22 protein-coding genes and 1 tRNA gene are annotated in these 22,643 nt (G+C 60.0%); 15 read left to right on the top strand and 8 right to left on the bottom strand.

The features are described 5' to 3' along the window. Positions 1 to 12: 12 nt before the first annotated feature. From CVS30_RS09435 to CVS30_RS09470, 8 genes are all read left to right on the top strand, one after another. The gene (locus CVS30_RS09435) at positions 13 to 954 is read left to right on the top strand and encodes a segregation and condensation protein A (protein WP_110485087.1); all 942 of its coding nucleotides are present in this window, start codon (positions 13 to 15) and stop codon (positions 952 to 954) included. Positions 955 to 968: 14 nt separating this feature from the next. Further along, entirely contained in the window at positions 969 to 1,622 is a 654-nt protein-coding gene (gene scpB, locus CVS30_RS09440; protein WP_110485157.1) for an SMC-Scp complex subunit ScpB, read from the top strand. Positions 1,623 to 1,658: 36 nt separating this feature from the next. Further along, a complete protein-coding gene (locus tag CVS30_RS09445; protein ID WP_110485088.1) occupies positions 1,659 to 2,816 on the top strand; it encodes a pseudouridine synthase in 1,158 nt (385 codons plus the stop codon). A gap of 7 nt (positions 2,817 to 2,823) precedes the next feature. After that, positions 2,824 to 3,927 carry a prephenate dehydrogenase gene (locus CVS30_RS09450; RefSeq protein ID WP_110485089.1) on the top strand — a complete coding sequence of 368 codons (1,104 nt, stop codon included), beginning with the start codon at positions 2,824 to 2,826 and terminating at the stop codon, positions 3,925 to 3,927. After that, the gene (cmk, locus tag CVS30_RS09455) at positions 3,924 to 4,643 is read left to right on the top strand and encodes a (d)CMP kinase (RefSeq protein ID WP_110485090.1); all 720 of its coding nucleotides are present in this window, start codon (positions 3,924 to 3,926) and stop codon (positions 4,641 to 4,643) included. Before CVS30_RS09450 ends, cmk begins: the two co-directional genes overlap by 4 nt. Continuing rightward, the gene (locus CVS30_RS09460) at positions 4,640 to 5,362 is read left to right on the top strand and encodes a lysophospholipid acyltransferase family protein (RefSeq protein WP_110485091.1); all 723 of its coding nucleotides are present in this window, start codon (positions 4,640 to 4,642) and stop codon (positions 5,360 to 5,362) included. Before cmk ends, CVS30_RS09460 begins: the two co-directional genes overlap by 4 nt. Then, positions 5,359 to 6,915, top strand: coding sequence for a ribosome biogenesis GTPase Der (der, locus tag CVS30_RS09465; RefSeq protein ID WP_110485092.1), 1,557 nt, complete (start codon positions 5,359 to 5,361; stop codon positions 6,913 to 6,915). The genes CVS30_RS09460 and der overlap by 4 nt, the downstream gene beginning before the upstream one ends. Positions 6,916 to 7,014: 99 nt before the next feature. Further along, positions 7,015 to 7,088, top strand: a tRNA-Pro gene (locus CVS30_RS09470). 151 nt (positions 7,089 to 7,239) lie between these two features. On the opposite strand, the gene CVS30_RS09475 is transcribed toward CVS30_RS09470, so the two are convergent. After that, entirely contained in the window at positions 7,240 to 7,932 is a 693-nt protein-coding gene (locus CVS30_RS09475; protein WP_110485093.1) for an HAD-IA family hydrolase, read from the bottom strand. 168 nt (positions 7,933 to 8,100) lie between these two features. On the opposite strand from CVS30_RS09475, the gene CVS30_RS09480 reads away from it, so the two are divergent. After that, the gene (locus CVS30_RS09480) at positions 8,101 to 10,227 is read left to right on the top strand and encodes an HNH endonuclease signature motif containing protein (RefSeq protein ID WP_110485094.1); all 2,127 of its coding nucleotides are present in this window, start codon (positions 8,101 to 8,103) and stop codon (positions 10,225 to 10,227) included. A 181-nt stretch (positions 10,228 to 10,408) separates the two neighbouring features. Here CVS30_RS09480 and CVS30_RS09485 read toward each other — a convergent pair whose 3' ends face one another. Both CVS30_RS09485 and CVS30_RS09490 read right to left on the bottom strand, forming a co-directional pair. Then, positions 10,409 to 11,131: a lysoplasmalogenase family protein gene (locus CVS30_RS09485; RefSeq protein WP_110485095.1), complete on the bottom strand. Its 723-nt coding sequence runs from the start codon at positions 11,129 to 11,131 to the stop codon at positions 10,409 to 10,411. A gap of 53 nt (positions 11,132 to 11,184) precedes the next feature. Next, on the bottom strand, positions 11,185 to 12,981 hold the full coding sequence (locus tag CVS30_RS09490; protein WP_110485096.1) for an acyl-CoA dehydrogenase family protein: 1,797 nt from the start codon (positions 12,979 to 12,981) through the stop codon (positions 11,185 to 11,187). Positions 12,982 to 13,462: 481 nt separating this feature from the next. Here CVS30_RS09490 and CVS30_RS09495 point away from each other — a divergent pair, with 481 nt between their 5' ends. Beyond that, positions 13,463 to 15,985, top strand: coding sequence for a helix-turn-helix transcriptional regulator (locus tag CVS30_RS09495; RefSeq protein WP_245934537.1), 2,523 nt, complete (start codon positions 13,463 to 13,465; stop codon positions 15,983 to 15,985). A gap of 6 nt (positions 15,986 to 15,991) precedes the next feature. Here the strand turns inward: CVS30_RS09495 and crcB are convergent, their stop codons facing one another. Genes crcB through CVS30_RS09515 form a run of 4 tightly spaced genes read right to left on the bottom strand, consistent with a single transcriptional unit; the run spans position 15,992 to position 18,026 of the window. Then, positions 15,992 to 16,372, bottom strand: coding sequence for a fluoride efflux transporter CrcB (crcB, locus tag CVS30_RS09500; protein WP_110485098.1), 381 nt, complete (start codon positions 16,370 to 16,372; stop codon positions 15,992 to 15,994). Next, a complete protein-coding gene (locus CVS30_RS09505) occupies positions 16,369 to 16,803 on the bottom strand; it encodes a fluoride efflux transporter FluC (protein ID WP_181419762.1) in 435 nt (144 codons plus the stop codon). The genes crcB and CVS30_RS09505 overlap by 4 nt, the downstream gene beginning before the upstream one ends. Next, a complete protein-coding gene (locus CVS30_RS09510; RefSeq protein ID WP_110485099.1) occupies positions 16,800 to 17,321 on the bottom strand; it encodes a universal stress protein in 522 nt (173 codons plus the stop codon). The genes CVS30_RS09505 and CVS30_RS09510 overlap by 4 nt, the downstream gene beginning before the upstream one ends. Positions 17,322 to 17,330: 9 nt before the next feature. Further along, complete coding sequence (locus CVS30_RS09515) at positions 17,331 to 18,026, bottom strand: TMEM175 family protein (RefSeq protein WP_110485100.1); 696 nt, start codon at positions 18,024 to 18,026, stop codon at positions 17,331 to 17,333. Positions 18,027 to 18,234: 208 nt separating this feature from the next. Here CVS30_RS09515 and gcvH point away from each other — a divergent pair, with 208 nt between their 5' ends. The 5 genes from gcvH (at position 18,235) to CVS30_RS09540 (ending at position 21,408) form a co-directional block, all read left to right on the top strand. Then, positions 18,235 to 18,621 (top strand): glycine cleavage system protein GcvH, encoded by a 387-nt coding sequence (gene gcvH, locus CVS30_RS09520; protein WP_110485159.1) that lies wholly within the window; start codon positions 18,235 to 18,237, stop codon positions 18,619 to 18,621. Positions 18,622 to 18,783: 162 nt separating this feature from the next. Continuing rightward, on the top strand, positions 18,784 to 19,266 hold the full coding sequence (locus tag CVS30_RS09525) for an FHA domain-containing protein (RefSeq protein WP_110485101.1): 483 nt from the start codon (positions 18,784 to 18,786) through the stop codon (positions 19,264 to 19,266). A gap of 48 nt (positions 19,267 to 19,314) precedes the next feature. Then, positions 19,315 to 20,037: a transcriptional regulator FtsR gene (gene ftsR / locus CVS30_RS09530; RefSeq protein WP_110485160.1), complete on the top strand. Its 723-nt coding sequence runs from the start codon at positions 19,315 to 19,317 to the stop codon at positions 20,035 to 20,037. Beyond that, on the top strand, positions 20,037 to 20,546 hold the full coding sequence (locus tag CVS30_RS09535) for a bifunctional nuclease family protein (RefSeq protein WP_110485102.1): 510 nt from the start codon (positions 20,037 to 20,039) through the stop codon (positions 20,544 to 20,546). The genes ftsR and CVS30_RS09535 overlap by 1 nt, the downstream gene beginning before the upstream one ends. A gap of 268 nt (positions 20,547 to 20,814) precedes the next feature. Then, positions 20,815 to 21,408, top strand: coding sequence for a MerR family transcriptional regulator (locus CVS30_RS09540; RefSeq protein ID WP_110485103.1), 594 nt, complete (start codon positions 20,815 to 20,817; stop codon positions 21,406 to 21,408). A 108-nt stretch (positions 21,409 to 21,516) separates the two neighbouring features. Here CVS30_RS09540 and CVS30_RS09545 read toward each other — a convergent pair whose 3' ends face one another. After that, positions 21,517 to 22,353, bottom strand: a complete 837-nt coding sequence (locus tag CVS30_RS09545; protein ID WP_110485104.1) for a ParA family protein — start codon at positions 22,351 to 22,353, stop codon at positions 21,517 to 21,519. Positions 22,354 to 22,643: the final 290 nt, after the last annotated feature.

Here is a 22,643-nt window from a genome sequence, read left to right on the forward strand (position 1 = left end):
TTGAAGTCAACTATGGACGTCGCGGGGATCGCGGCAGGAGTACCCCTGGAAAGTGTGGCCAGCAGCGCCGACACGTCCGCCAAGCAGCGCTTCGAGGTGCGGCTGGATAATTTTACCGGCCCCTTCGACCTGCTTTTGGCGTTAATTTCCAAGCATGAGATGGACATCACCGATGTCGCCATCGCCACAGTGACCGATGAATTCATCAGTTATTTGAAGGCCCTGGCGGACCTTGGCCAAGAATGGGCGCTGGATGAAGCCAGCGAATTCCTCGTCTTGGCCGCCACTTTGCTGGACCTCAAGGCGGCGCGGTTGCTGCCGGCTGGCGACGTAGAGAACGACGACGACCTGGCCCTTTTGGAGGCCCGTGACCTCTTGTTCGCGAGACTTTTGCAATATAAAGCGTTCAAGGAAGTCGCCACCCTCATGGGTGGTGAACTGGAGCGTGAGGCTCGACGCTTCCCCCGTCAGGTAGCGCTGGAACCGGAATTCGCCGCCCTCCTGCCGGAGCTGGTCTGGCGCCATACCCCGGAGCAATTCGCGAAGCTGGCCATTGCGGCCATGGAATTCAAGGAAGCGCCCAGCACCGAGGTTGCTGTGGCTCATCTGCACGCACCCTCCGTCAGTGTCCGGGAACAGGCCAGCATCATCAGGGCCATGCTGACGGAGGGTATGCCCGCCCAGGATGACCCCTCCGCAGCCGCCTGGCAGGCCAGGCCGCTGTCCTTTTCCATGCTGAGCGTGGATGCAGACTCCTCCATGGTGGTCATTGCCCGCTTCCTAGCCTTGCTGGAACTCTTTCGCGATCAGCAGGTCAGTTTCGAACAGCCGACACCACTGGGGGAGTTGCTGGTGTGGTGGAGTGCCGGCCCGATTCACGAGGCCTCGCTCAGCGGCGCCAGCGTGAGTGCCGGTGTCAGCGACTTCGATGATGACAGTGAGGACCGCTCATGAGCGCAGACGACGCAATGAACGCCAACCAGGGCGATGCCCCTGAGGCTCCCCAAGCCACCCACGCCCCAGAGCCCAGCCGAGAACTCTTGGAATCCCGCGACAGTGTCAAGGCTGCCCTGGAAGCAGTCCTCATGGTGGTTGACGAACCAGTTGCTGAAGAGCAGCTGGCCGCCGTGGTGGGCTTGCCCACACCCACGGTACGTGAGCTATTACACGAACTGGCACGGGAGTACGACGGCTATACTAAGGAAGGTGGCACTGTACCGGTTCGCGGCTTTGAACTTCGGCAATTAGCCGGAGGATGGCGTTTTTATTCACGCGCAGCCTACTCCGAGATAGTGTCAGCATTTGTTGTGGACGGCCAAACGGCCCGGCTCACGCAAGCAGCCTTGGAGACCCTGGCGGTGATAGCTTACCGCCAGCCGGTCACACGGGCCCGAGTTTCCGCCATCCGTGGCGTGAACGTGGACTCCGTGGTGAGGACGCTGGCGCAGCGCGGGTTGGTTGAGGAAGTGGGCACCGATCCGGTGTCCGGGGCATTCCTGTACCGGACCACGGCGTATTTTTTGGAACGGTTGGGAATGGGCAGCGTGGACGAGTTGCCGCAAATTGCACCGCACCTGCCCGGTCTTGAAAACCTCCAAGATTTTGATGATTCACACTTTTAGCATGACCACAATATTTAGCACTTTAAGGACAAACTTATGACACCGTCACCCCGCTCCGGAAGCTCTTCCGGACAGTACCAGCCGCGTGGTGGCAATTCCCGCGCCGGCGCACCCCGCACGGGTGGATTCAAGTCGGGAGCGCCGAAGTCAGGCGGCTTCAAGTCTGGCGCACCCAAGTCCGGCGCGCCACGGAAGAAGCAGGGCGATGATGGCCTGAGCCAGGGCGCTTTGCGTGCCGCAGGTTACAACGCCGACAGGGCCAAGGCCGCCAGTGCCGAAGGTTACCGTTCCGGTGCACCCAAGAAGTCGGCCAACAAGCCTGCTGCCCGCAAGCCCAGCCAGTCCGGTGCGCGCCCCTTCAAGAACGAGCAGTACGGTCGCACCGTCAGCTCGTCCAAGAACCGCCCCACCGAGCAGAACCGTCGTCCCCTGCGCACCACCGATGACATCGATATTCACAATGCCGAGGGTGTACGCCTGCAGAAGGTCATGGCCATGGCCGGCGTTGCCTCTCGCCGCCTGTGCGAGGACATGATCCTCGAAGGTCGCGTCCAGGTTGACGGCGTAACCGTCAACCAGCTCGGCCTGCGTGTTGACCCGGAAACCGTTGAAATCGTCGTCGATGGCATGACCATCCAGACTAACGATTCCCTCGTCTACATGGTCTTCAACAAGCCCAAGGGCGTCGTTTCCACCATGGATGACCCCGAAGGTCGCCCGTGCATCAGCGACTACCTCAAGAAGCGCCAGACCAGCGAGCGTCTCTTCCACGTGGGTCGTTTGGACACGGGCACCGAGGGCTTGCTGATCTTGACGAACGACGGCGAGCTCGCCAACCGCTTGAGCCACCCCAAGTACGAGATCCCCAAGACCTACCTGGTCCAGGTCAAGGGCCCGATGGCTCACGGCATCGGCGCCCAGCTCAAGGACGGCGTGGAGCTCGAAGACGGTTGGCAGAAGGTTGACTCCTTCCGCCTCGTGGACTCCACCCCGGGCCACGTGCTCGCCGAGGTTGTTTTGCATTCCGGTAAGAACCGCATCGTGCGCCGTATGTTCGACGCTGTCGGCTACCCGGTGGAGCGCCTGGTTCGCGTGAAGTTCGGCCCCATCGCCTTGGGCGATCAGCGTCAGGGCAGTGTCCGTCTTCTGGGTCGCCACGAGGTTGGTTACCTGCTCGCAGACGTAGGGATGTAAGCACCGGATGAATCCTTCGCACCTGTTAGGTCCGGTGCTGGTGCTTGGCAGCGGTCTGCTGGGGGCCAGCATCGGTCTGGGGCTTCGCGCCCGCGGCATTGATGTTGTCCTGAGCGACCCTTCGCCCTCAGCTCAGGCTGTGGCCGTGGATATTGGCGCCGGGCGTGCCTTCGATGCTGCCGAAACGCTCGTTCCCGAGCTGGTTGTCGTGGCCGCGCCGCCGGATGTCACCGCGCAGGTAGTGGCCGGTGCCCTCCTGCGGTACCCGTCCGCCGTCGTGGTTGATATTGCCAGTGTCAAGGCCTCGGTCCTGAACGAGCTCACGGCTCGTGAAGACATCACGGAGAAGGATTTATCTCGCTATGTTGGCACGCACCCCATGGCGGGGCGCGAGCGTTCCGGCCCGGTAGCCGCGCGCGGAGAGCTTTTCAACTCCATGCCGTGGGTGCTGTGCCCTTCGGAGCAGAGCACGGCACACGCGCTGAAGGTTGCGCATTCTTTGGCGATTGATCTGGACGCTGTCGTGTTCCGATTCAGTCCTGAAGAGCACGACGGCGCGGTGGCCCTGGTCTCGCATCTGCCGCAGGTCATGGCATCGCTCGTGGCTAGTCGCTTGCAGGAGACTCCCTCGAATGCCTTGTCGCTTTCCGGAAATGGTTTGCGCGATGTGACCAGGATTGCGGCTAGCGATCCCTCGTTGTGGGTGCAGATTTTGGGTGCGAATGCGCCGCAGCTCTTGGAGATCTTGAAGGGTGTGCGGACCGACCTTGACCGGTTGATCAACACCCTGAGTGCTCCGACGGCACCCGGTGCACGCCTGGATTTGGCTCAGCTCATGGCCGAGGGAAATGCCGGGCAGAGCCGGATTCCTGGTAAGCACGGTGGCCCCGCACAGCAGTACTCCTGGCTCACGGTGCTGGTCGATGACAAGCCGGGGCAGATTGCACGACTGTTGACCGAAATCGGTGAGATTGGCGTAAACCTTGAAGACCTGCGGCTGGACCACTCGGCCGGACTGCAGGTGGGCATGGTGGAACTTTCGGTACTGCCTTCGCGGCGCGTGCTGTTGGTAGATGAATTGACGGCACGTGGTTGGAAGGTAATTCAATGAGTATCGCAGAAGTAGCAGAGCAGCCGATTCGCCTGGGCAAGTCCCTCGTGGTCGCTGTTGACGGTCCATCCGGATCGGGCAAGTCCAGCGTGAGTAAGGCCGTGGCACAGCGCCTCGGCTTAGCGTTCCTGGACACCGGTGCCATGTACCGCAGCGTTGCCTGGCACTGCATCAATGCCCAGATCAACTTGGAGGATGCGGTGGCCGTTGAAGCGGCGGCTCGCACCATCAAGATGGAGCAGAGCATGGTGCCGGAGACCGAATTCTTCAAGGTCAACGGGGTCAACGTCACCGACGCTATCCGCGAGCCGAAGATTTCAGCGGCCGTGAGCTCCGTAGCGACAACGCTTGGTGCCCGTGCCGAATTGGTCCGCCGCCAGCAGGCGCTCATCGCCGACCATGGCCACCGCATTGTGGTGGAGGGGCGGGACATTACGACCGTCGTCGCACCTCTTGCCGAGGCGCGACTGATCCTGACGGCCAGCGAGGAAGCTCGCCTGCGCCGTCGTGGCCTGCAGCTGGGTGGGACACAAACCGCCGAGCAGCTGGCCGAGCAGGTTCTGGAGCGGGATGCCAAGGATGCCACCGTGGTTGATTTCCAGCGGGCCGCCGACGGTGTCTACACGGTTGACTCCTCGGACCTCGACTTCGAGGAAACCATCAACGCCGTCATCGCCGTGGTTCGCCGGGCAGTCAATGCGGGCCAGCCTGCATGAATGAAAAGGAACGGTCACTACGGGGGTTGACGGCGCCACCGCCGCGCTGGAAAGCCCTGTGGAGCCGTCCGATTGGCCGCTTCCTGGATCACGTGGTGTACAAAACCACGGTTCTGGGACGTGAAAATATCCCGGCTCAGGGTGCTGTGGTTTTTGCCGCAAACCACCTGAGTTACTTAGATGGCCCGGTGATGGTCGGTGCCAGTTCGAGGTATATGCATGTATTGGTCCGCCATAATATGTTTCGGGGATTTCTCGGCTGGGTTTTACACGCATCAGGTCAAATTCCTGTCAATCGGGAAGGCGACCGGGCAGCATTGCAGTACTCCAAGGCAGTCCTCGATCGAGGGGATTGCGTTGGCATTCTTCCTGAAGGCACCCGGGGGACCGGGGATGCCGCCAGTATGAATAGCGGCGTAGCGTGGCTGGCACTTAACTCAGCCGCCGTCGTCGTCCCTGTTGCGATCTTGGGAACAAGGCACAGCGGGGAACATCGCGATAAAATTCCAACACCACGTCGTCAACTACACGTAGTGTTTGGGGAACCATTGTCAATCACGCGTGAACCCGGAGTTTCCGGGCGTGTTTCAATGGACAGAGCAACCGAACAAATCCGCCTGCGGCTGGCGGCACACATTGCCGCATCGCAAGCCGCAACAGGGCAGGATTTGCCTGCGGATGATCACCTATCTTCAAAGCATAAAGGACAGCAACCATGAGCGACCCCAAGTCAACCGCACCCTCCGGTGATGGTGAATTTGGCCACCCGGAATACGTGCCCACGGGTACGGACCAGATCGCCGAGAAGGTAGCGGCCATCTCAGACGAGGACGCCGATGCACGCGCGGCCGGCCTTCTTGCTGGCCTAGCCAACTACGAGCTCGACGAAGAGGACGCCGCCCTGCTTTCGGGCGAGTTCGACGACGGAGCCAACTTCGATGCCCTGCGTCAGGACCCCGTTCTGGCCATTGTGGGACGCCCTAACGTGGGTAAGTCCACCTTGGTTAACCGTATCCTCGGTCGCCGTGAAGCCGTCGTTGAGGACACCCCCGGTGTTACTCGTGACCGTGTTCAGTACACGGCCGAATGGAACGGCCGCAACTTCACCTTGATCGACACCGGTGGTTGGGAGCGCGACGCTCGTGGACTCGATCTGCGGGTTGCCGAGCAGGCCGAGATCGCCGTTGAAATGGCTGACGCCGTGCTGCTCGTCGTGGACGCCATCGTGGGCATCACCGCCTCCGATGAGGCCATCGTGCGCATGCTGCGCAAGTCCAAGAAGCCCGTCATCTTGGTTGGTAACAAGATCGATGACCTGGTTCAGGAAGCCGACTCTGCTCTCCTTTGGGGCCTTGGCCTCGGCGAGCCGCTGCCGGTTTCAGCTGTTCACGGCCGTGGCGTTGCCGACATGCTCGACCGCGTCATGGAAGTTCTGCCCGAGTTCTCCGCAGTTCAGGGTGTCGAGCGCACCGGCGGGCCGCGCCGTATTGCCTTGTTGGGTCGCCCCAACGTTGGTAAGTCCTCTTTGCTGAACAAGCTGGCTGGCTCCGAGCGCGTTGTCGTTGACAATGTTGCCGGCACCACCCGCGACCCGGTTGATGAGCTCATCGAATTGGGCGGCCGCACCTGGCGCTTCGTGGACACCGCTGGTATCCGCCGTCGTGTTCACATGCAGCAGGGTGCAGACTTCTACGCATCCTTGCGTACGCAGACCGCCCTGGAAAAGGCAGAAGTTGCCGTAGTTCTCTTGGCCGTCGATGAGATCCTCAGCGAGCAGGATGTTCGCATCTTGCAGCTCGTGATCGAATCCGGTCGCGCCGTTGTCCTTGCGTACAACAAGTGGGACCTTATGGACGATGAGCGTCGTAAGTACCTCGAACGCGAAATTGAGACCGACCTGGCTCACGTCGACTGGGCTCCGCGCGTCAACATCTCGGCCAAGACTGGCTGGCACAAGGACAAGCTGGTTCCGGCTCTGGACCTGGCACTGGAGAACTGGGACCGTCGTATCCCCACCGGTCGCTTGAACGCGTTCCTGGGCGAGCTCGTCTCCGAGCACCCGCACCCCGTGCGTGGCGGTAAGCAGCCTCGAATTCTCTTCGGTACGCAGGCTTCCAGCCGCCCGCCGAAGTTTGTTCTCTTCACCACCGGGTTCCTGGATCCCGGCTACCGTCGCTTCATCACACGCCGTCTCCGCGAGACTTTTGGCTTCGAAGGTACCCCCATCGAAGTTGCTATGCGCGTGCGTGAAAAGCGCAGCCGCAAGAAGTAATGCGGATCACATCTGAATTGGTAAAAGTCATGAATTTTATGGAGTAAACTATTTCAGGTGGTTCAGCCAAGGGAGATACATTCCAAACGTTGAACATTTCGGGCTGTAGCGCAGCTTGGTAGCGCACTTGACTGGGGGTCAAGGGGTCGCAGGTTCAAATCCTGTCAGCCCGACCGAACAAAAACCGCTCAAACACTGAGGAAACTCAGGGTTTGAGCGGTTTTTTGTTGCCCTGCTACTTTTGTTGCCCGAGCCCAGGCTGATAGGCCCATTGAGGCCTTGCTGCCAAGTCTTCGCGCTGAGTCTTCGGGTTCGGGTCGGAATTTACGCAGTTCTTATGGTCATCCGGATCTTGCCGTCCGGGAGGATCTCGGCACTGACATCCGACAAACTGCTAACCACATAATCGGCGTCGAGCTCGCTGGCCGTGGTAGTCCCGGCGATGGCAAGGGTGAGTGCCCCTGCTGCCTTTCCTGATGTCAGGCCGGCTGGGGCGTCCTCGACGACGAGGCAGTCTCTGATGTCTACCCCTAGTCGGCTCGCTCCTAGCAAGAAGGGCTCCGGGTGTGGCTTACCTTGGGTGACCTGATCGGCGGTCACCATGTGTCGGGGACCGGAAACCCCGGCGGCTGCCATTCGCGCATTCGCCAACCCTTGAGTGCACGACGTGACGATCGTCCAAGAATCGTCCCGGAGTGACCCAAGAAGCTTCAGGGCGCCGTCCTTGGCGAGAACCCCCTCGGTATCGGCGGTTTCAAGTTGCTTGATGAGTTCAAAGGCCTCGAACTGCCGAGCCGGTTCAATAGTTTGCTCGACCAGCGCTTGAGCGGGAACTCCGTGAGTTTCGTAGCGGAAGTTTTCTAACCCCATGAGCTCGCCCCAGGTCCGCCATGCGCGTTCGGTGGCGGGCGTTGAGTCAATCAGCGTCCCATCGAGATCAAAGAGGATTCCGGACACTGTTAACTGTTGAAGCCCGGGCTGGAGCTTGGGCTCGGGGGAGATGTGCGGTTGCTTCATGCCACAACCCTAGCTGTGAGCTGCACGCAACCCTCTAAAGTCCGAAATATGACTGCCATCGCTGGATGTGGCGGGAGTCTTCCTGCGATTGATCTCTTCGGCGGATGGCTAGTAGTTTTGTTCCCGTAACTATTGCGGATAGGTTACGACGGGAGTAGTGTGGGATGTATGAGTAGTCGGGAGTGTTTACCCGGAAACCGGGGTTACATAGCCATTGATGAGGTGGCTGCGTGGCTTGCGTCGATTACTTTTCCTACTTCTATTGAACCCTTTGGGTCTGACAATGTTGCGTTGGATGGTTTACCAGGGTTCCTTCCCGCATCCGCAGTATCTGGTGCCGCGACTTCCCCTGATTCGACGCCTGAATCGGCACCAGAAGCCTCTTCTGCACCAGAGCCAGATGCTGTGGCATTGTCTGCTCCAGCGGCTGTTGTCGCGCCGAGGTCAAGGGTTGAGGTGGCGCGTGGTGTGTACGATGCGGCCATGGCTGGTTTGAAGCAGATCAAGCTGCTTGAAGATGGGTTGGCTGCCTGTAAGGCGGTGTTGTGTGATCAGGTCATGAGTGCGGCAGCGGTTGAGGGTGCTGCTCTCCGGCTGGATGCGTGGCAGACCGGAGTCTCTGAGAGTAGTGCGGTGACGAATATTGCCCTGGTATTGCATGTTCCTGAGGTCACCGCTGCGGGATTGGTGCATCATAGTGTGGAGTTGCTGAAGGACCGCCCAAGCACCTTTGAGGCATTACGCTCAGGCGTGGTGTCGTGGAGGCATGCTACGTGTGTCCTGACCGAGATAGCCACCGCACAAGCGTCTCCAGGAGTCGATGAAAAGCAAATAGCCGGCTTTGAAGAGCGGCTGCTGGCTTTGGCGGTCGGGACCACGGCGGCGGGGTTTACCTCTAGGGCCCGGCGGGCCCGGGAATCGCTTTTCCCTGATTCATTGAGCGCCCGGGTGAAGGAAGCTTTCCTCAAGCGCCGGGTGGGGAGTGAACCGGGGTTGGATGGGATGTCGTGGATGACCTTTTATCTGCCGTCGTTGGCTGTGGAATCGATTATGACTAGGTGCACCAGGATCGCTCGTGCGATCATGAAGGATTCCCGGGACAAGGCCGTCCTGATGGCTGATTCGATCCAAGCGCCGGATCGGCATGCTGATGGCCAAGGAAATACCGGCGCGGCTGAGGGTGTGGAGCATCGGACGTTGAGCCAGCTGAAGGCCGATGTGGGAGCGATGTTATTGATGGGACAAGACATACCCGCGAATAGTTATAGCAACGGTCCAAAATTGACCATCAACTCCCAAAGTGACGCATCCGCACAGAAACCCAGCACTGCCCCATACCTCGCACCTTGGATTACTCCCAAGCCAGGTGATGGCGTCGTAGGCGGCCTCAATGCGGATATCAGCGGCGTTGACGACGTAGATAATGATGACGAGCCAGTATGGGAGCACCGGATTTCAGAGTCCTTTACTGCCTCAGCTGATTCCCCGGATTTATTGTTCGTATGTGAATCGCCCGTTTCGCCGGTAGTGGCTGAACCTCCTGTTTCATCTTCTGCCACTGAACTACCAGGGGATGGATCCGGATTTGTTGATGGCGTGATTGATGGAGTGATCGAGGACCAAAACCTAGAATATTTCGAGCTACTGCGGTCGCTACGCCAGGGTGCGGTTGTGGAGGGACCACCGTTACCGAGAGCCAGAGTCATCGTGACGGTTCCCTTCTTGGGGTTATTGGGTATGACCGAGGAGCTGGGCGTGACCGCAGGTGGCGGGCCCGTTCCGGCAGATATCGCCCGGAAGTTGTTGGTGGATGCTGGCTCGTTCGTACGGGTGTTGACGGATCCGATCACGGGTGAAGTGTTGCCTTTGGCGCCGGAGCGGTATGTGCTGCGTGACGTTGAGCGAGATATCCTGCAAGCGATTGCTGGAAGTTGCTATTATCCAGGGTGCACGAATCCGGTGATGGATACCGAGTTTGATCATGTGGTGGCATTTGAGAAAGGCGGCAGGACCACTATGGACAATGTTCGTCCAACGTGTCGCCACCATCATTACATGCGGCACTTCAAGGATGACAAGGACAAGCAGGGGCGGTATCGCCGCTATGACGACCCAGCCAGAGACGGGATCACCCTACGAGGCTGGACACCAACAATCACGGATGATGGCAGGGTCAGCTGGGTGACGCCCACCGGTGTCTTCGAGCCACCACTCGAACGAATTCAAGAACCACCACAGTATCCGCGCTGGCTCCAGAAACGCATCAAGAAATCCCTCAAGAAACACAAAGAATGATCTGCTGGAGCCCGGGATTGGCGACTAAGCCTGGACACCGCAGGAGCTCAGCTCAGGGATGTCTCAGCCGCTAGCTCGAGAGCCAGCCAACGAGTTAGTCGGTCAGCAAGCCAGCAAGCCAGCAAGCCAGTCAGTCGGTCAGAAGGTCAGCCAGCCAGGCAGGTGCAGACGCCACCTGCAACTACAGGCGACGAGCTTGAATCTGATGCAACGTCAAGATGGCTCCTGCGGTGATCAAGCCCTGACCAATCGTGTACGTCAGCATGACCATTCCGCTCGTCCAATCTGGCATGAGCTCGAGGGCAAACAGCCTAAAGGCGAGAATCGTGTCGGATGAAAGAAAGAACAGACCTCCGAACAACACGAGGGCATGACACCTCGTTGAAAGAACGGCGGTACCGCCCAGCACCAACCCATAGAGGGCCACGGCAACGGCAAGCCCTCCGGCCCGTGGCCACATGATGATCAAGAGCACCACCCACCATCCGGCGAACAGCAACGCCCACCACGACAGGGCCCGGACAGTCAGATGTTTCCAAAAGAGCCGCATATAGCAAAGGTGGGCGAGGCCAAAGCAAAGCAGCATCATCGGCACAGTTGGCGCGAACGGAAAGAAGGTGCCCGCCCCGTCGCCCAGCCACGAGAAGAACAGCCCGAGGAGTAGCAAGGTCCAGGCCCCTTTGGAGGCCAAGTACCGTTCGCTAAAGTCACCGCCCAGGGAGCGCAGCGACACCAAAACCGCCACAATCAGCAGGGGTAGGAGCAATAGCTTGGTGGGTGCTGCGAGGGCTTCATTATTGGCAAAACGAGCACCAACATGGACAACGCTAGCGATGACGTAGGGAATGAACCCCATCATGATGCGTCGGGTTTCGTGGATCGGAATGGTCACTGCAGACCCCATGGGCATTCCTTAAGTGCAGGCGGTGAACGGTGACGCTGTGGGAACTGATCGCGTCAGCGCTGGGCCTTGCGGGCATGACCCGAAAGTCCTTGGGCATCAAGTGCGAACAGATCATCGGATCCAGCGGTAGCAGCACCCAGAAGACCCGAGGCTTGCGGCAGAATCTGTGCAGCATAGAATCTCGCCAAGACCAGTTGTTCATGGGCGAGATCAGCATCATCCGTTCGAGCTGCCGCAGCGGCAGCCCGAGTCAACATCCAAGCGCTCGTGCACAGCCCCCACATGCGCAGATACGGTGTGGAACCTGAGAGGACTCCGTCTGGATCTTCCTGCCCAGTCCGGAGCATCCAGTGGGTCGCGTCTTCCAAGGCGTCGAATTGGCGGACTAACTCCTCCCGAATGCTCGTGAAGTCTGATCCGGCCGTCTCCAGCTCTGCATCGACCTCACGCATGGTGGTGATGAAGTCAAGGATTGAGGCGCCTCCTCGAATACCCAATTTGCGGCCCACGAGATCGGCGGCCTGAATTCCATTGGTTCCTTCGTAGATGGCGGCAATGCGCACATCGCGAACATGCTGCGCTGCCCCGGTTTCTTCGATGAATCCCATTCCGCCGTGGATCTGCAGGGCAAGCGAGGTCATTTCATTTCCGAGGTCCGTCCCGAAGGACTTACAAATCGGGGTAAGAATGCCAACCATTTCATCTGCCCGGGCACGCACGGCCGGGTCGGGATCGTTGGTGCTGCGATCCACATAGATGGCGTCCTGCAAGGTGAGGTACCGGAGTGCCGCGATGGATGCGCGCTGGGTCAGCAGCATGCGCCGCACATCGGGGAAATCAATGATGGGGGAGCTAGCTCCCTTCGACCCAGTGGCCACACCCTGCAGCCGATCCTGTGCATAGCTTAACGACTGCTGGTAGGCGCGTTCGGCCAGCGCCACGCCCTGAACGCCAACGCCAAGTCGTGCGCTGTTCATCATGACAAACATAATGCGCATGCCCTTGTTTTCTTCGCCGATGAGGTAGCCGGTGGCCTGCTCATAGGACAGGACGCAGGTGGGGGAGCCGTGGATCCCCATCTTGTGCTCCAAGGAGACAGTCTTGATGCCATTTCTCTCGCCCAGAGATCCGTCGTCGTTGACCAGGAATTTCGGGACGATGAAGCAAGAAATACCTCGAGTACCCTCGGGGGCGCCGGGGGTGCGCGCCAGGACGAGGTGGACGATTTGATCGGCCATATCGTGATCCCCATAAGTGATGAAGATCTTTTGCCCTGTGATGGCGTAGCTGCCGTCGTCGTTCTTGACGGCACGAGTTGTCAGGGCGCCAACATCTGATCCGGCCTGAGGCTCCGTCAGATTCATGGTGCCCGTCCACTCGCCGCTGACCATGGGCGGCAAGTATCGTGCTTTGAGCTCATCGCTGCCATAGTGCAGTAGTGCCTCGATGGCTCCCTGGGTCAGCAAGGGGCACAGTGAGAACGCCATGTTGGCGCTTGTCATGAGCTCCTGGATGACGAGCCCAATGGTGCGCGGGAAGCCGCCTCCGCCAAATTCTTCTGGGAGCGGCACGGATCCCCAACCAGCCTCGACGTACTGCTGATACAGCTCCTTGAATCCCTTCGGAGTCACGACGCTGCCGTCGGTCTGGAGTTGGGATCCTTGAATATCGCCCTGACGATTTGTCGGGGCTACTGCCTCGGCCATGAACTCGCCACACTGCTCAAGGAGCTCGACGACGGTATCCAAGTCAGCGTGTTCGAAGCCTGGCAGAGCGGCGATGTCTGGATAACCCACGACATGCTCAAGGGCGAAGGCGATGTCGGCAATGGGAGGCTGATAGTCGTTCATGTTCGTCAGCGTACCCTCGAGTAACTTATTTGTCTCGGGTTTTCATTACTTGCCGGTATTGTTGCGCACCTCACACCCCTAATCGTGGAGTGAAAAATGTGAATTGGCGCTCATTGTTGGCCCGGGGTGCAAGCAATTGGATCTCCTGCAGGTAATGTTCTTTGTAGCCAAGGCGCTCATCTCAGAGTTAGCGGCGGTTAGGCCCGTACGAGTATCTCGCCGATGCTCTGCGGGTCGTCTTAGTTTAAAGTCCCTTTCTTGGGCAATCTAGGGCATTCTCGGGCTGTAGTGTGGTTCACGTAACGCGCTTGAAGTCCTCCTTGGTGGAGAACTACGGTTGACGCGCGGCATCTATCCGCAGCTTGATTACTCTAATCTTCAATAGGGAAAACCTATGGTCTCGCATGGCTCATTGCTTCAATCCCTGCCCCCGCGGTCGAATTGGCCCATCGTCGGCAGAGAAGCAGACATTGAACTCTTGATGCAACGTCTCGTTGCTGGCAGTGGTGGCGTCATCGTGATGGGAGCCCCGGGCCTCGGGAAATCGACCGTCATGGCCGCGGTGTTAACCAAGATTGATGCCATAGGTCAGCGCGCTATGCGCCTCCCCGCCCCGTTGGAACGCGACTCCTCGGCGAGTTATATCGAGCAGTGGCTTGGTGTTCCCATTCCCAGCTCCGTCTCTGTCGATATGGTTGCCACCCAAATCCTGGGCCAGCTACTGTTGAGCACGTCGAGCACGTCCGGCGATCCGGAAGTATCTGCAGAAGTCGCACTGGCGCCCATCCTTGCGCTGGATGATATTCACCTACTCGATGTATTTAGCGCAGCTGTGTTTCGTAGCCTGGTGGAGGCGGGACAGATCCGACTCGTGGCAACCTGCCGGGAAGATCCTGGACTGCCCAGTGCCCTCGATGCCCTGTGGCGTAGCGGTCATCTTGACCGGAGCGATCTTGTTCCCCTGAGCTATGACAGTGTGCGCCTGATCCTGCGCGCCGTCCTGCCCGACCCCGCGTCGAATGACATGGCGTATCGACTCTGGTTGACCACGGCCGGAAATCCGCTCCACGTGCGAGAACTGCTGTATTCAATCGTGGAAACAGGGGATGTGGTTTATGCCGAGCATGCCTGGATCTGGGTTGCGCCCCTCCGCGCAAATCGTCGTCTCGTCGACCTTCTCGCGACGGATTTGAAGACATTAGGTGGCCCGGCTCGCGATGTCATGGACCTACTGGCCCTGGCCGAAATGGTGCCGCTTCGGATCCTGACGTCAAAAGCGAACGACGACGACCTGAAGTTTCTCGTCGAACGCGGACTCATCCTCGTCACAGACGGCAACGGCGCCGCTACGGTCAGTATTGCCCACCCCCTCTATGCAGAAACGTTGCGCTCTCTGCTGTACCCGCGGCGGAAACGTGAACTCTTTGACTTCATGCCCGAGCCGGGCCCAGAACACGGCCCGCAGGAACTCTTGCGCTGGGTTGATTGGGCATTGGAATGTGACGTCATGCCCGGGGTGTCCACGCTCATCGCCGCAGGCACAGCCGCCGAGGAGCTCACGCAACCGGGACGCGCCGTGACCCTCGCAACGCTGGCCTTGGAACACCCACACCTTCCTGCGGAGCAGGAGATCGAGGCGCTCCTGCTGCGTGCACGGTCTAATCGCGACGCCGGATGGTCCGAAAGTGCCGAAGCCGACCTTGACTCACTACTGATCCTGCTGGAAGAAAGTCAGGATTCCAAGGTTACGGTCACGGCAGCTCCGGAGCGTGCGGAAGACATCGTGGTGCACGCTGCCAGGATCCGGGCAGACATTCAAGAGCTCCACTATCGAGACCTAGATGGTGCGCTCGAAGGGTTAGCCGCCGCGGCCAAAACCCTGGATCCTTCCGGAAATGCCGCGACCGAATTGGCGATCGACCAGCTGGCTCGAATTGGCCACGGCGGGCGACACGCGGAAGTATTGGCGGGCTGGGCCGCCCAAGTCGCGGCAGCGGATCTACCCGCGAACATTACCTTGTCGCCGTCGTACATCTATGCCCTAGGGCAAACAGGAAAGGCCCAGAGCGCTCTGGCGGTGGCCGAAACACAACTGGCACTCATTGGTCCGGATCATGCGCGGTATCCCTTTGCTCGCACGGACTTGGTCGCGGCGAGATTCTGGGCGGCCGTCTGGGCCGGCCAACCGGCCATGGCGCTCACCGTGCCGGACCTTGATGGCGCTGGTGGTCAGCGGCATCATTCGGGGCTCTACCAAATCGGTGAAGGCTACATCTACCTGATCTTTGGCGATTGGGTGCAGGCGGTAGAACAGCTCCGTGGCGGACTTTCACGCCTAGGGCTCATGGCCCCGACCGGCCTCGAGGCCATGGCGTGGGCGGGCCTGGCGCACGCTTATGCCATGTGTGGGGAGCGTGCACTGGCTTGCGCCGCCGTCGAACACTATCTCAGCGTGGCACCCGTCATGAATCGCAGCATCGAGGTCGACAGTAGATACCGCATCCTGCTCGCGCGTTACGCTGTGGGAGACCCGCAGCTCGCCGACTTCCTTGACGCCTACCTCCTCTGGGCCACCCGGGAAGGTCACGCGCTCGGTGTGCTGTACGTGCGGCATCTACTCATCGTGTGTGCCGAACCGGGGGAGCGGGCCGAGCTGCTTCCCGCCCTTGAGCTCGCCGCCGAAGATATTGAGGGACTGATTCCGCAAGCGATGCTGCGCCACGCCGCGGCGTTGATCGCGGGCGACGCGGGCATGATCGCTGCCGGCGGTGCCGGCCTTGTCGCTGTCGGAATTTGGTTGCCGGCACCTGTGCAGCTTGCCACCCTGACGCAGCGGCAGCGCGAAATTGCTGCCCTGGCCGGAGCTGGCATGTCGAATAAGGCCATCGCGCTGAAGCTGCAGCTTTCGGTTCGCACGGTCGATACCCACATGGGGAACATCTTCGTGCGGCTCGGAATTGCGAATCGTACCGAACTGGCGACGGCACTCACCGCCTCGTCATAAGCCGGCTCAGGAAATAACGGTACCTAGCCAGAAACCCAGAGCGGCTGCGGCCACACTTGCCAACAGCGTGCCCAGAGCATTGGCCAGTGAGGCGACGTAGCGCTTTTCGTTCAGGAGGCGAAGGGTCTCGTAGCTATTGGTGCTGAAAGTCGTATACCCGCCGAGGAAACCTGTGCCGAGGATGAGCGCCCACTCGGTGCTCACCAGATGCCCCGCAGCAAGAGCGGTGAGGAGCCCCAACGCGAAAGAACCGGAGACATTGATACTGAAGGTGGCCCAGGGGAAGGTCGTTTGAAAACGGCGGCCGATCGCGCCGTCGACGAGAAAACGACCGACGGCGCCCATCCCGCCAGTCACTGCGAGGGCGATAAAAACCCAGGGTGTCATGATCGGCTACCCCACGCCATGCCGAGCCAGGTGGCCACGCCGCCGAGGACCACGGTGCCCAGGCCATAAGCAACGGCCACGCTTGGGCCCTGTGATGCGGTCCCCGACAAGCTCACGAATCCCACGGCCAGGGTGCTGTAGGTGGTGAAACCGCCACAAAATCCGGTGCCCAGCAGCAGTTGCAGGCTCCTTCGGCGTGGCAAAATGGCGCCTCGACGAGGTGGCGCAGGAGACAGGTCATGACTCGCATGCCGCGTCAGCGTCGAGAGCAACAGCCCCAGAATCAAGGCACCTACGATGTTGGCCAGGAGAATGGCCCAGGGGACGCCGCCGTCGTTCGGAATCGCCAGAACGAGTCCCTCCCGTGCGGCAGCACCGAAGGATCCGCCAAGGCCGACCAAGATCAAGGATTGGATCAGTGGGGGCTTCACTGCCGTCCTTTGTCAGTGCCGTCGCGGTGCACGGGCACCACGAGGATCGGGCAGCTCGCCAGCCGGGTCAGGTGCGCCGCTACGGAAAGCCGCAGGATCTCCCGCAGCGGAGTCCGTGTGTCTGCGTGCGTGCCCACCACAATCATGCTGGCACCCACGGTCTCGGCGCAGTGGGCCAAGGCGCGGGCGGGATCTCCCGCCAACAGCACGCTCCGCCACGGGACGCGACACAGCTGCAGCGCCTCTGCTAATTCGCCAGCCAGTTGCTCGGGGAATTCCTCGGCCTGTCCACTCAAGGACTGTTGATCCATATAGTCGGGGTCGAGCGCCTCGGCAATGACCGTGCCGTCGTCCAACTCCTGAACAGCAAAGCGCGCCGGATTTGCGTAGGCGCAGACTAGCGGGCAGTCCAAGGCGGCAGCCAGCTTGGCGGCCTCAAGCACGACGGCGGGTAGCTGGCCCGAGTGAACACCGACGAGAACAACTGACCCAGTAGGAGACGGCACGGACGAGGACATATGTTGCGCCTAGGCCTCGGGGGTGTCGGTGGGGGAAGGTGCCGAAGCCGGGAACCCGCCGTCGGACGTGGGAACAGGCTGGTCCTTGGCTGCCTTCCTAGCGGCCCGAAGCTTGGCGTTTTCATTGTCGCGGACGAGCTTTTCGGCGGATTTGATGGCCCGGATCTTGCGTCCCCGACGAAGCCACATGCGGCTCAGGATAATGACGACGACGGCGCACACCACGCCGACGACCATGAAGATTTTGCTCCAGGTTCCAAACCAATTGGCACTATTGGCCCAGATGGCTCGGGCGTTGACCGCCGTTTGAGTGGTCCCGAACAGTACGCCGAGCGTGAGCAGGTTAGGGATCGTGAGGATGATGCCCAAGACCACCAGGGAGATTCGCACCCACTTGTTGAGCTTGCGATGGTGTGCCTGCCAGGCCACTAGAACGGGGATGAAGGAGAAGACGAAACCGTAAAACATGCCCAAGGGAATGCTATTGCCCCATTGGTCCCCAATTTGGCTGCCGATCGACTTGGCCCAGTAGAGGGGAACCGTGACGGAGGCGATCAAGTAGCCAACGACGAGGATCACGGCAATGATCGCGCCAAGAATCGTGCGGAAAAGCCACACCGGCAGTTTCTTTTTGCCGAGGGTGTCGCTCGGGGGCTTAGAATCGCCGGTGTCGGGAATCGGGGTGGGGGCTGCGGAATCAGTCATGGATGAATCATCTCAGAATTGCCGCCAACAGGCTGCGTCATTTCGTATAAAAATGCTAGAAAGTACCTTCGACTTGTCAAGAACGTCCACACACTAAAGACTGGTTGTGGATCGAAGGAGAAATCCACGGCCAAATGTGTTTTAGTTTCACTTTAGACTTCACTTTTTCCTCGCGCTCTCACGCGAAGAATCCCGAAAGGTGCGCATCATGAGCAATATTCCAGCAGAGCTGTCCTACACCGCCGAACACGAATGGGTTCAGGCCGCTTCGACTGAGGGCGTGGTGCGGGTTGGTATCACCGATTTTGCCCAGGATGCACTCGGCGACGTTGTCTATGTTCAGGTTCCGGACTTGGGCACCGAAGTGTCCGCAGATACGGTCATTGGCGAGGTGGAATCCACGAAGAGCGTCAGCGATATTTACGCTCCCTTGACGGGAACCGTCACGGCCCGCAATGAAAACCTCGACTCGGATCCGTCCTTGATCAACTCCGATCCGTACGGCGCCGGCTGGTTGGTCGAAATCACGCTCGCCGATGCCTCCAGTGTGGAGAGCCTGCTCAGCGCAGCTGCGTACCAAGAAAAGGTAGGCTAGTAGCTAAGAATTATGTGGCAGGGATCGACTCAAGGTATTCCGTTGAGTAATACGGCAGCAGCTCTCCCTTCCAGATGATTTTCAGTATCGGCTTATACGTTGTTAGTAACTGAGAAAGCGACCGCTTTCTCTGCAAGAATTTTTCAACAAGGAGGAGTACCAATGGTTGACGCGGGTAACGGCGCCGGGGTGAATGATCAGGCGATCTCCCAAGATCAGCCCGGTGCGACAGATACAACCTCAATTCAGCTTCCTCCCGTCCAGACCGGACCTTCCACGGTGCCGGTTCTGGCGCCCGACGAGCAGGCCGCTGTGAACTCGCTTCCGGCCGGTTCGGCACTGCTCATCGCGCATGTTGGGCCCAACGCAGGGGCACGCTTCCTGCTGGACAGTCAGGTCACCACGGCCGGCCGTCACCCCGACGCGGATATCTTCCTCGATGACGTGACGGTTTCGCGCCGCCACGTGAACTTCAACAAGATTGACGGCGGATTTGAGGCAATTGACGCAGGAAGCCTCAATGGCACCTATGTAAATGGCGATCGCGTGGACGCTGTGCGTCTGCGAACCGGCAATGAAGTACAGATAGGCAAGTTCCGCCTCACCTACTACTTCAGCTCCAACACCAGCGCCGCAGATTCCTAGGGCGCTGTGGCAAGTGTGACGACTGGTGCGGGGCGCCGGCTGGTGGACGTGCAGTCCACCAGCCGGCGAACCGGTGCCACCGCTGTCCTGAACATCGGTGAGGTTCTGGCGCAACTGACCGCCGACTTCCCCTCGGTGACGGCATCGAAGATTCGTTTTTATGAAGAAAAGGGACTCATTACCCCGCAGCGCACGGCCGCGGGATATCGCCAGTTCCGGGAGTCCGACGTCGAACGCCTGCGGTTTGTGCTGGCGCTCCAGCGCGACCACTACCTTCCCCTGAAAGTCATTCGGGAATACCTAGATGCCATTGATCAGGGACTGACGCCGCAGAATCTGCCCTCCGGGGTCTCGATCGCCCCACGGATGGTCTCCGACGAGGTGCTCCGTGAGCTCAAGGGCCGAACACGCCGCTTGACTGCCGAACAGCTACGTTCGGAATCTGGCTGCGGAGCGGAACTCTTTGACACCATGATCAGCTACGGCTTGATCGCCTCACACGAGGGCAGTTTTGACGATCATGCCTTAAAGGTTGCCCAGGCCTGTACCGCATTGGCGGCCCACGGACTCGAGCCCCGGCATCTGCGGCCCTTTCAGGCTGCCGCGGATCGGGAATTCGGTCTGGTCGAACGAGCTGTTGGCCCGGTGTCGGCCAGAAAAGACAGCACGGCTGCGATGCGTGCCGCAGAGTCGGCCCGTGAGATTGCCGAATTGTGCCTGAGCCTGCACAGCGCCCTCGTGCAGACGCGCATTGCGGAGATGGAATCCTGATGATTGAGGTTGAGATTGTGGGCGTACGAATCGAGCTGCCCTCAAACCAACCCCTGGTCTTATTGCGTGAAAAGGCAGGGGAACGGCACATCCCGATTTGGATTGGGGCGGCAGAGGCCACGGCGATCGCCCTCGCCGAACAAGGCGTTGTACCGCCCCGCCCGCTGACTCATGACCTGCTGTGCGGAGTCGTTCGGGCCCTGGGGCACAGCATTCGCCACGTTGCCCTGACCAAGGTGGAAGACGGCGTGTTTTTTGCCGAACTGCACTTCGAGAATGGGATCACGATTGGGGCCAGGGCCTCGGACGCGATTGCGATTGCCCAACGCGCCCCCTGCCGCATTCTGGCCGCGGAATCCCTCATCGAGGAGGCCGGCGTGGTGATTGGCGGTGACGAGGCGCATGAATCCACCGACGTGGTCGCTGATGATGACGAGGCGAAGGAACGTGAGGTTCGTCAATTTAGAGAATTTCTCAATGACGTCGAGCCCGAGGATTTTGACAAGTAAACCGCGAAATCACGCGGATTTTTGCCCTAACCTAACCTTAAAGCTGAGCCTGAAACTTTCGACACGATGAAAATGTTGTGCGCACGTCTTTGACCTTGCCCCGACTGGGATCTAACGTCAAAGTAGAGAGTTCCCCATTGCAGGCTTCGGCTGGCGCGGGCACACTTGAGTTAAGCGCCCCCAGCGGCGCTCCCTCAGAAGTGCATTGCGCTCTTTCCGACGCCTACTGGCCAACCGTTGCAGGGGGACTGTGAACAGGAGGATCCACGTGAGTGCTAAGAGTGATGCCGGCGAGCCGACGATGGTCGCTGCCTCCAGTGCTGCACTGCGCGCAGGTTCGCAGGGTCTGCTGTTCACAGAGGACCTGCCCGTCCTTGACCTCAATGCCGGTTACCGTGGCCCTACGGCTTGCAAGGCCGCCGGAATCACCTACCGTCAGCTCGACTACTGGGCGCGCACGGGACTCGTCGAGCCTGCCGTTCGCGGCGCAGCCGGCTCCGGCTCACAGCGACTCTATGGTTTTCGCGACATCCTGGTCTTGAAGGTCGTCAAGCGACTTCTCGATACTGGCGTCTCCCTGCAGCAGATTCGTTCCGCCGTGGAGCACCTGCGGGAACGTGGCGTGGAAGATTTGGCGCAGATCACCTTGATGAGCGACGGCGCCTCAGTGTACGAGTGCACCTCGGCCGATGAGGTCATTGACCTCGTTCAGGGTGGACAGGGTGTCTTCGGCATTGCCGTTGGGCGTGTCTGGCGCGAGGTAGAAGGTAGCCTTGCTGCCCTGCCCAGCGAACATGCCGCCCTTGAGGCCTTCCCTGACGATGAGCTCAGCCAGCGCCGCGTAGCACGCAAGATCTCTTAAGCTAACTCTTCACCCAATCCGGTACCTTCCAACGGGGTACATTCCGGCGCGGTACCTTGCGCAGCACTCAGGGCGGAATGCCCCAGATCGCTCCCCGACGCCCTGCGTCTAGCCGCGGTAGAGGCGGCTTCTCGTTGCGCTCTGCGTCAGGACGGAATCCAGAAGCCGATCAAAGAGTGCCGAGGCGTTCTTGGCCGAGTCTCCGGGCCACTGATGCACGGGATGCGCGGCACCCTGAATCTGCTGCCAGTTAGCCTGCTCTGGAATCGTAGGGGAGAGTAGCAAATCACCAAACATGGTCTTCATCTCGCCCAAACGGTAAGCGTGCTCATTGGAACCGGTACGGACGCGGTTGGCCACAATGCCCGCCGGAACCAGTGCCGGGGCAAATTCGGTGCGGAACAGTTCGATGGCCCGAAGCGTGCGCTGCGTGCCAGCTACCGAGAAGAGCCCGGGTTCAGCAACCAGCAACACGCGGCTGCTGGCGGTCCAGGCCATGCGCGTCAAACCATTGAGCGATGGTGGGCAATCGATGAGAACCAGCTGATACGGGGCACGACCATCACGGTCGGCATTGGCCAGCACGGTTGAGAGGCGACGAAGATCGCGCTTGCCCAAGTCGGGGCGGTCGTAAATCCCACTGAAGGCAGAGCCCATGGCGACGTCGAGCGTTGGCGTGGTCCCGCCGTCGTGCTGGTGAGCGGCAAGCCAGCCACTGGGAACAACATTGGCACCCAGATCTGCCTTGCGAGCGTTCTTGATCATCTGGCCGATATCGAGCTGGTCGCGGGCATTGACGCCCAAACCGGTCGTGGCATCCGCGTGGGGATCGAGATCGATCACCAAGGTGGGGATGCCGGCTGCCAAAGCCGCTGAGGCTAGGCCGAGCGTGACTGAGGTCTTGCCGACGCCGCCCTTGAGGCTGCTGATACTCACTACTTGCACGGATGAACCATTACCCTTTGCGTTGCTTACTCAATCATGCGCCGTTTGCTGTTAGCTACAACACATACAATAGCTGTGGAACGTTCGCGATGTGGAGAACCCCTTGACAAACAACGCTGAGAATTTGCCGGATCGCCAGAGCGCAAACAACCTGATGGTGGCCGACTTTTCTGATCGGCGCGGTGGGGTTGCTGCGCAGCCCCACCTTCATCATATGTGGCGCACACTGGGATTTGCTTCTTTGGGGGAGCTTTCGAGGCACGAGGTGCGAAAATCGATCCATCTGGATC

Origin of the sequence: Arthrobacter psychrolactophilus (assembly GCF_003219795.1) — a bacterium.
Classification (GTDB): Bacteria; Actinomycetota; Actinomycetes; order Actinomycetales; family Micrococcaceae; genus Specibacter; species Specibacter psychrolactophilus.

Bases quoted from the DNA above. Each gene is read 5' to 3' on its own strand.
- CVS30_RS09445 (WP_110485088.1), top strand. From the start codon at position 1,659: ATGACACCGTCACCCCGCTCCGGAAGCTCTTCCGGACAGTACCAGCCG.
- CVS30_RS09485 (WP_110485095.1), bottom strand. From the start codon at position 11,131: ATGGGGTCTGCAGTGACCATTCCGATCCACGAAACCCGACGCATCATG.
- CVS30_RS09480 (WP_110485094.1), top strand. From the start codon at position 8,101: ATGAGTAGTCGGGAGTGTTTACCCGGAAACCGGGGTTACATAGCCATT.
- CVS30_RS09475 (WP_110485093.1), bottom strand. From the start codon at position 7,932: ATGAAGCAACCGCACATCTCCCCCGAGCCCAAGCTCCAGCCCGGGCTT.
- gcvH (WP_110485159.1), top strand. From the start codon at position 18,235: ATGAGCAATATTCCAGCAGAGCTGTCCTACACCGCCGAACACGAATGG.
- CVS30_RS09535 (WP_110485102.1), top strand. From the start codon at position 20,037: ATGATTGAGGTTGAGATTGTGGGCGTACGAATCGAGCTGCCCTCAAAC.
- CVS30_RS09525 (WP_110485101.1), top strand. From the start codon at position 18,784: ATGGTTGACGCGGGTAACGGCGCCGGGGTGAATGATCAGGCGATCTCC.
- CVS30_RS09435 (WP_110485087.1), top strand. From the start codon at position 13: ATGGACGTCGCGGGGATCGCGGCAGGAGTACCCCTGGAAAGTGTGGCC.
- cmk (WP_110485090.1), top strand. From the start codon at position 3,924: ATGAGTATCGCAGAAGTAGCAGAGCAGCCGATTCGCCTGGGCAAGTCC.
- der (WP_110485092.1), top strand. From the start codon at position 5,359: ATGAGCGACCCCAAGTCAACCGCACCCTCCGGTGATGGTGAATTTGGC.
- CVS30_RS09495 (WP_245934537.1), top strand. From the start codon at position 13,463: ATGCAACGTCTCGTTGCTGGCAGTGGTGGCGTCATCGTGATGGGAGCC.
- crcB (WP_110485098.1), bottom strand. From the start codon at position 16,372: ATGACACCCTGGGTTTTTATCGCCCTCGCAGTGACTGGCGGGATGGGC.
- CVS30_RS09490 (WP_110485096.1), bottom strand. From the start codon at position 12,981: ATGAACGACTATCAGCCTCCCATTGCCGACATCGCCTTCGCCCTTGAG.
- CVS30_RS09450 (WP_110485089.1), top strand. From the start codon at position 2,824: ATGAATCCTTCGCACCTGTTAGGTCCGGTGCTGGTGCTTGGCAGCGGT.
- scpB (WP_110485157.1), top strand. From the start codon at position 969: ATGAACGCCAACCAGGGCGATGCCCCTGAGGCTCCCCAAGCCACCCAC.
- CVS30_RS09510 (WP_110485099.1), bottom strand. From the start codon at position 17,321: ATGTCCTCGTCCGTGCCGTCTCCTACTGGGTCAGTTGTTCTCGTCGGT.
- CVS30_RS09515 (WP_110485100.1), bottom strand. From the start codon at position 18,026: ATGACTGATTCCGCAGCCCCCACCCCGATTCCCGACACCGGCGATTCT.
- CVS30_RS09460 (WP_110485091.1), top strand. From the start codon at position 4,640: ATGAATGAAAAGGAACGGTCACTACGGGGGTTGACGGCGCCACCGCCG.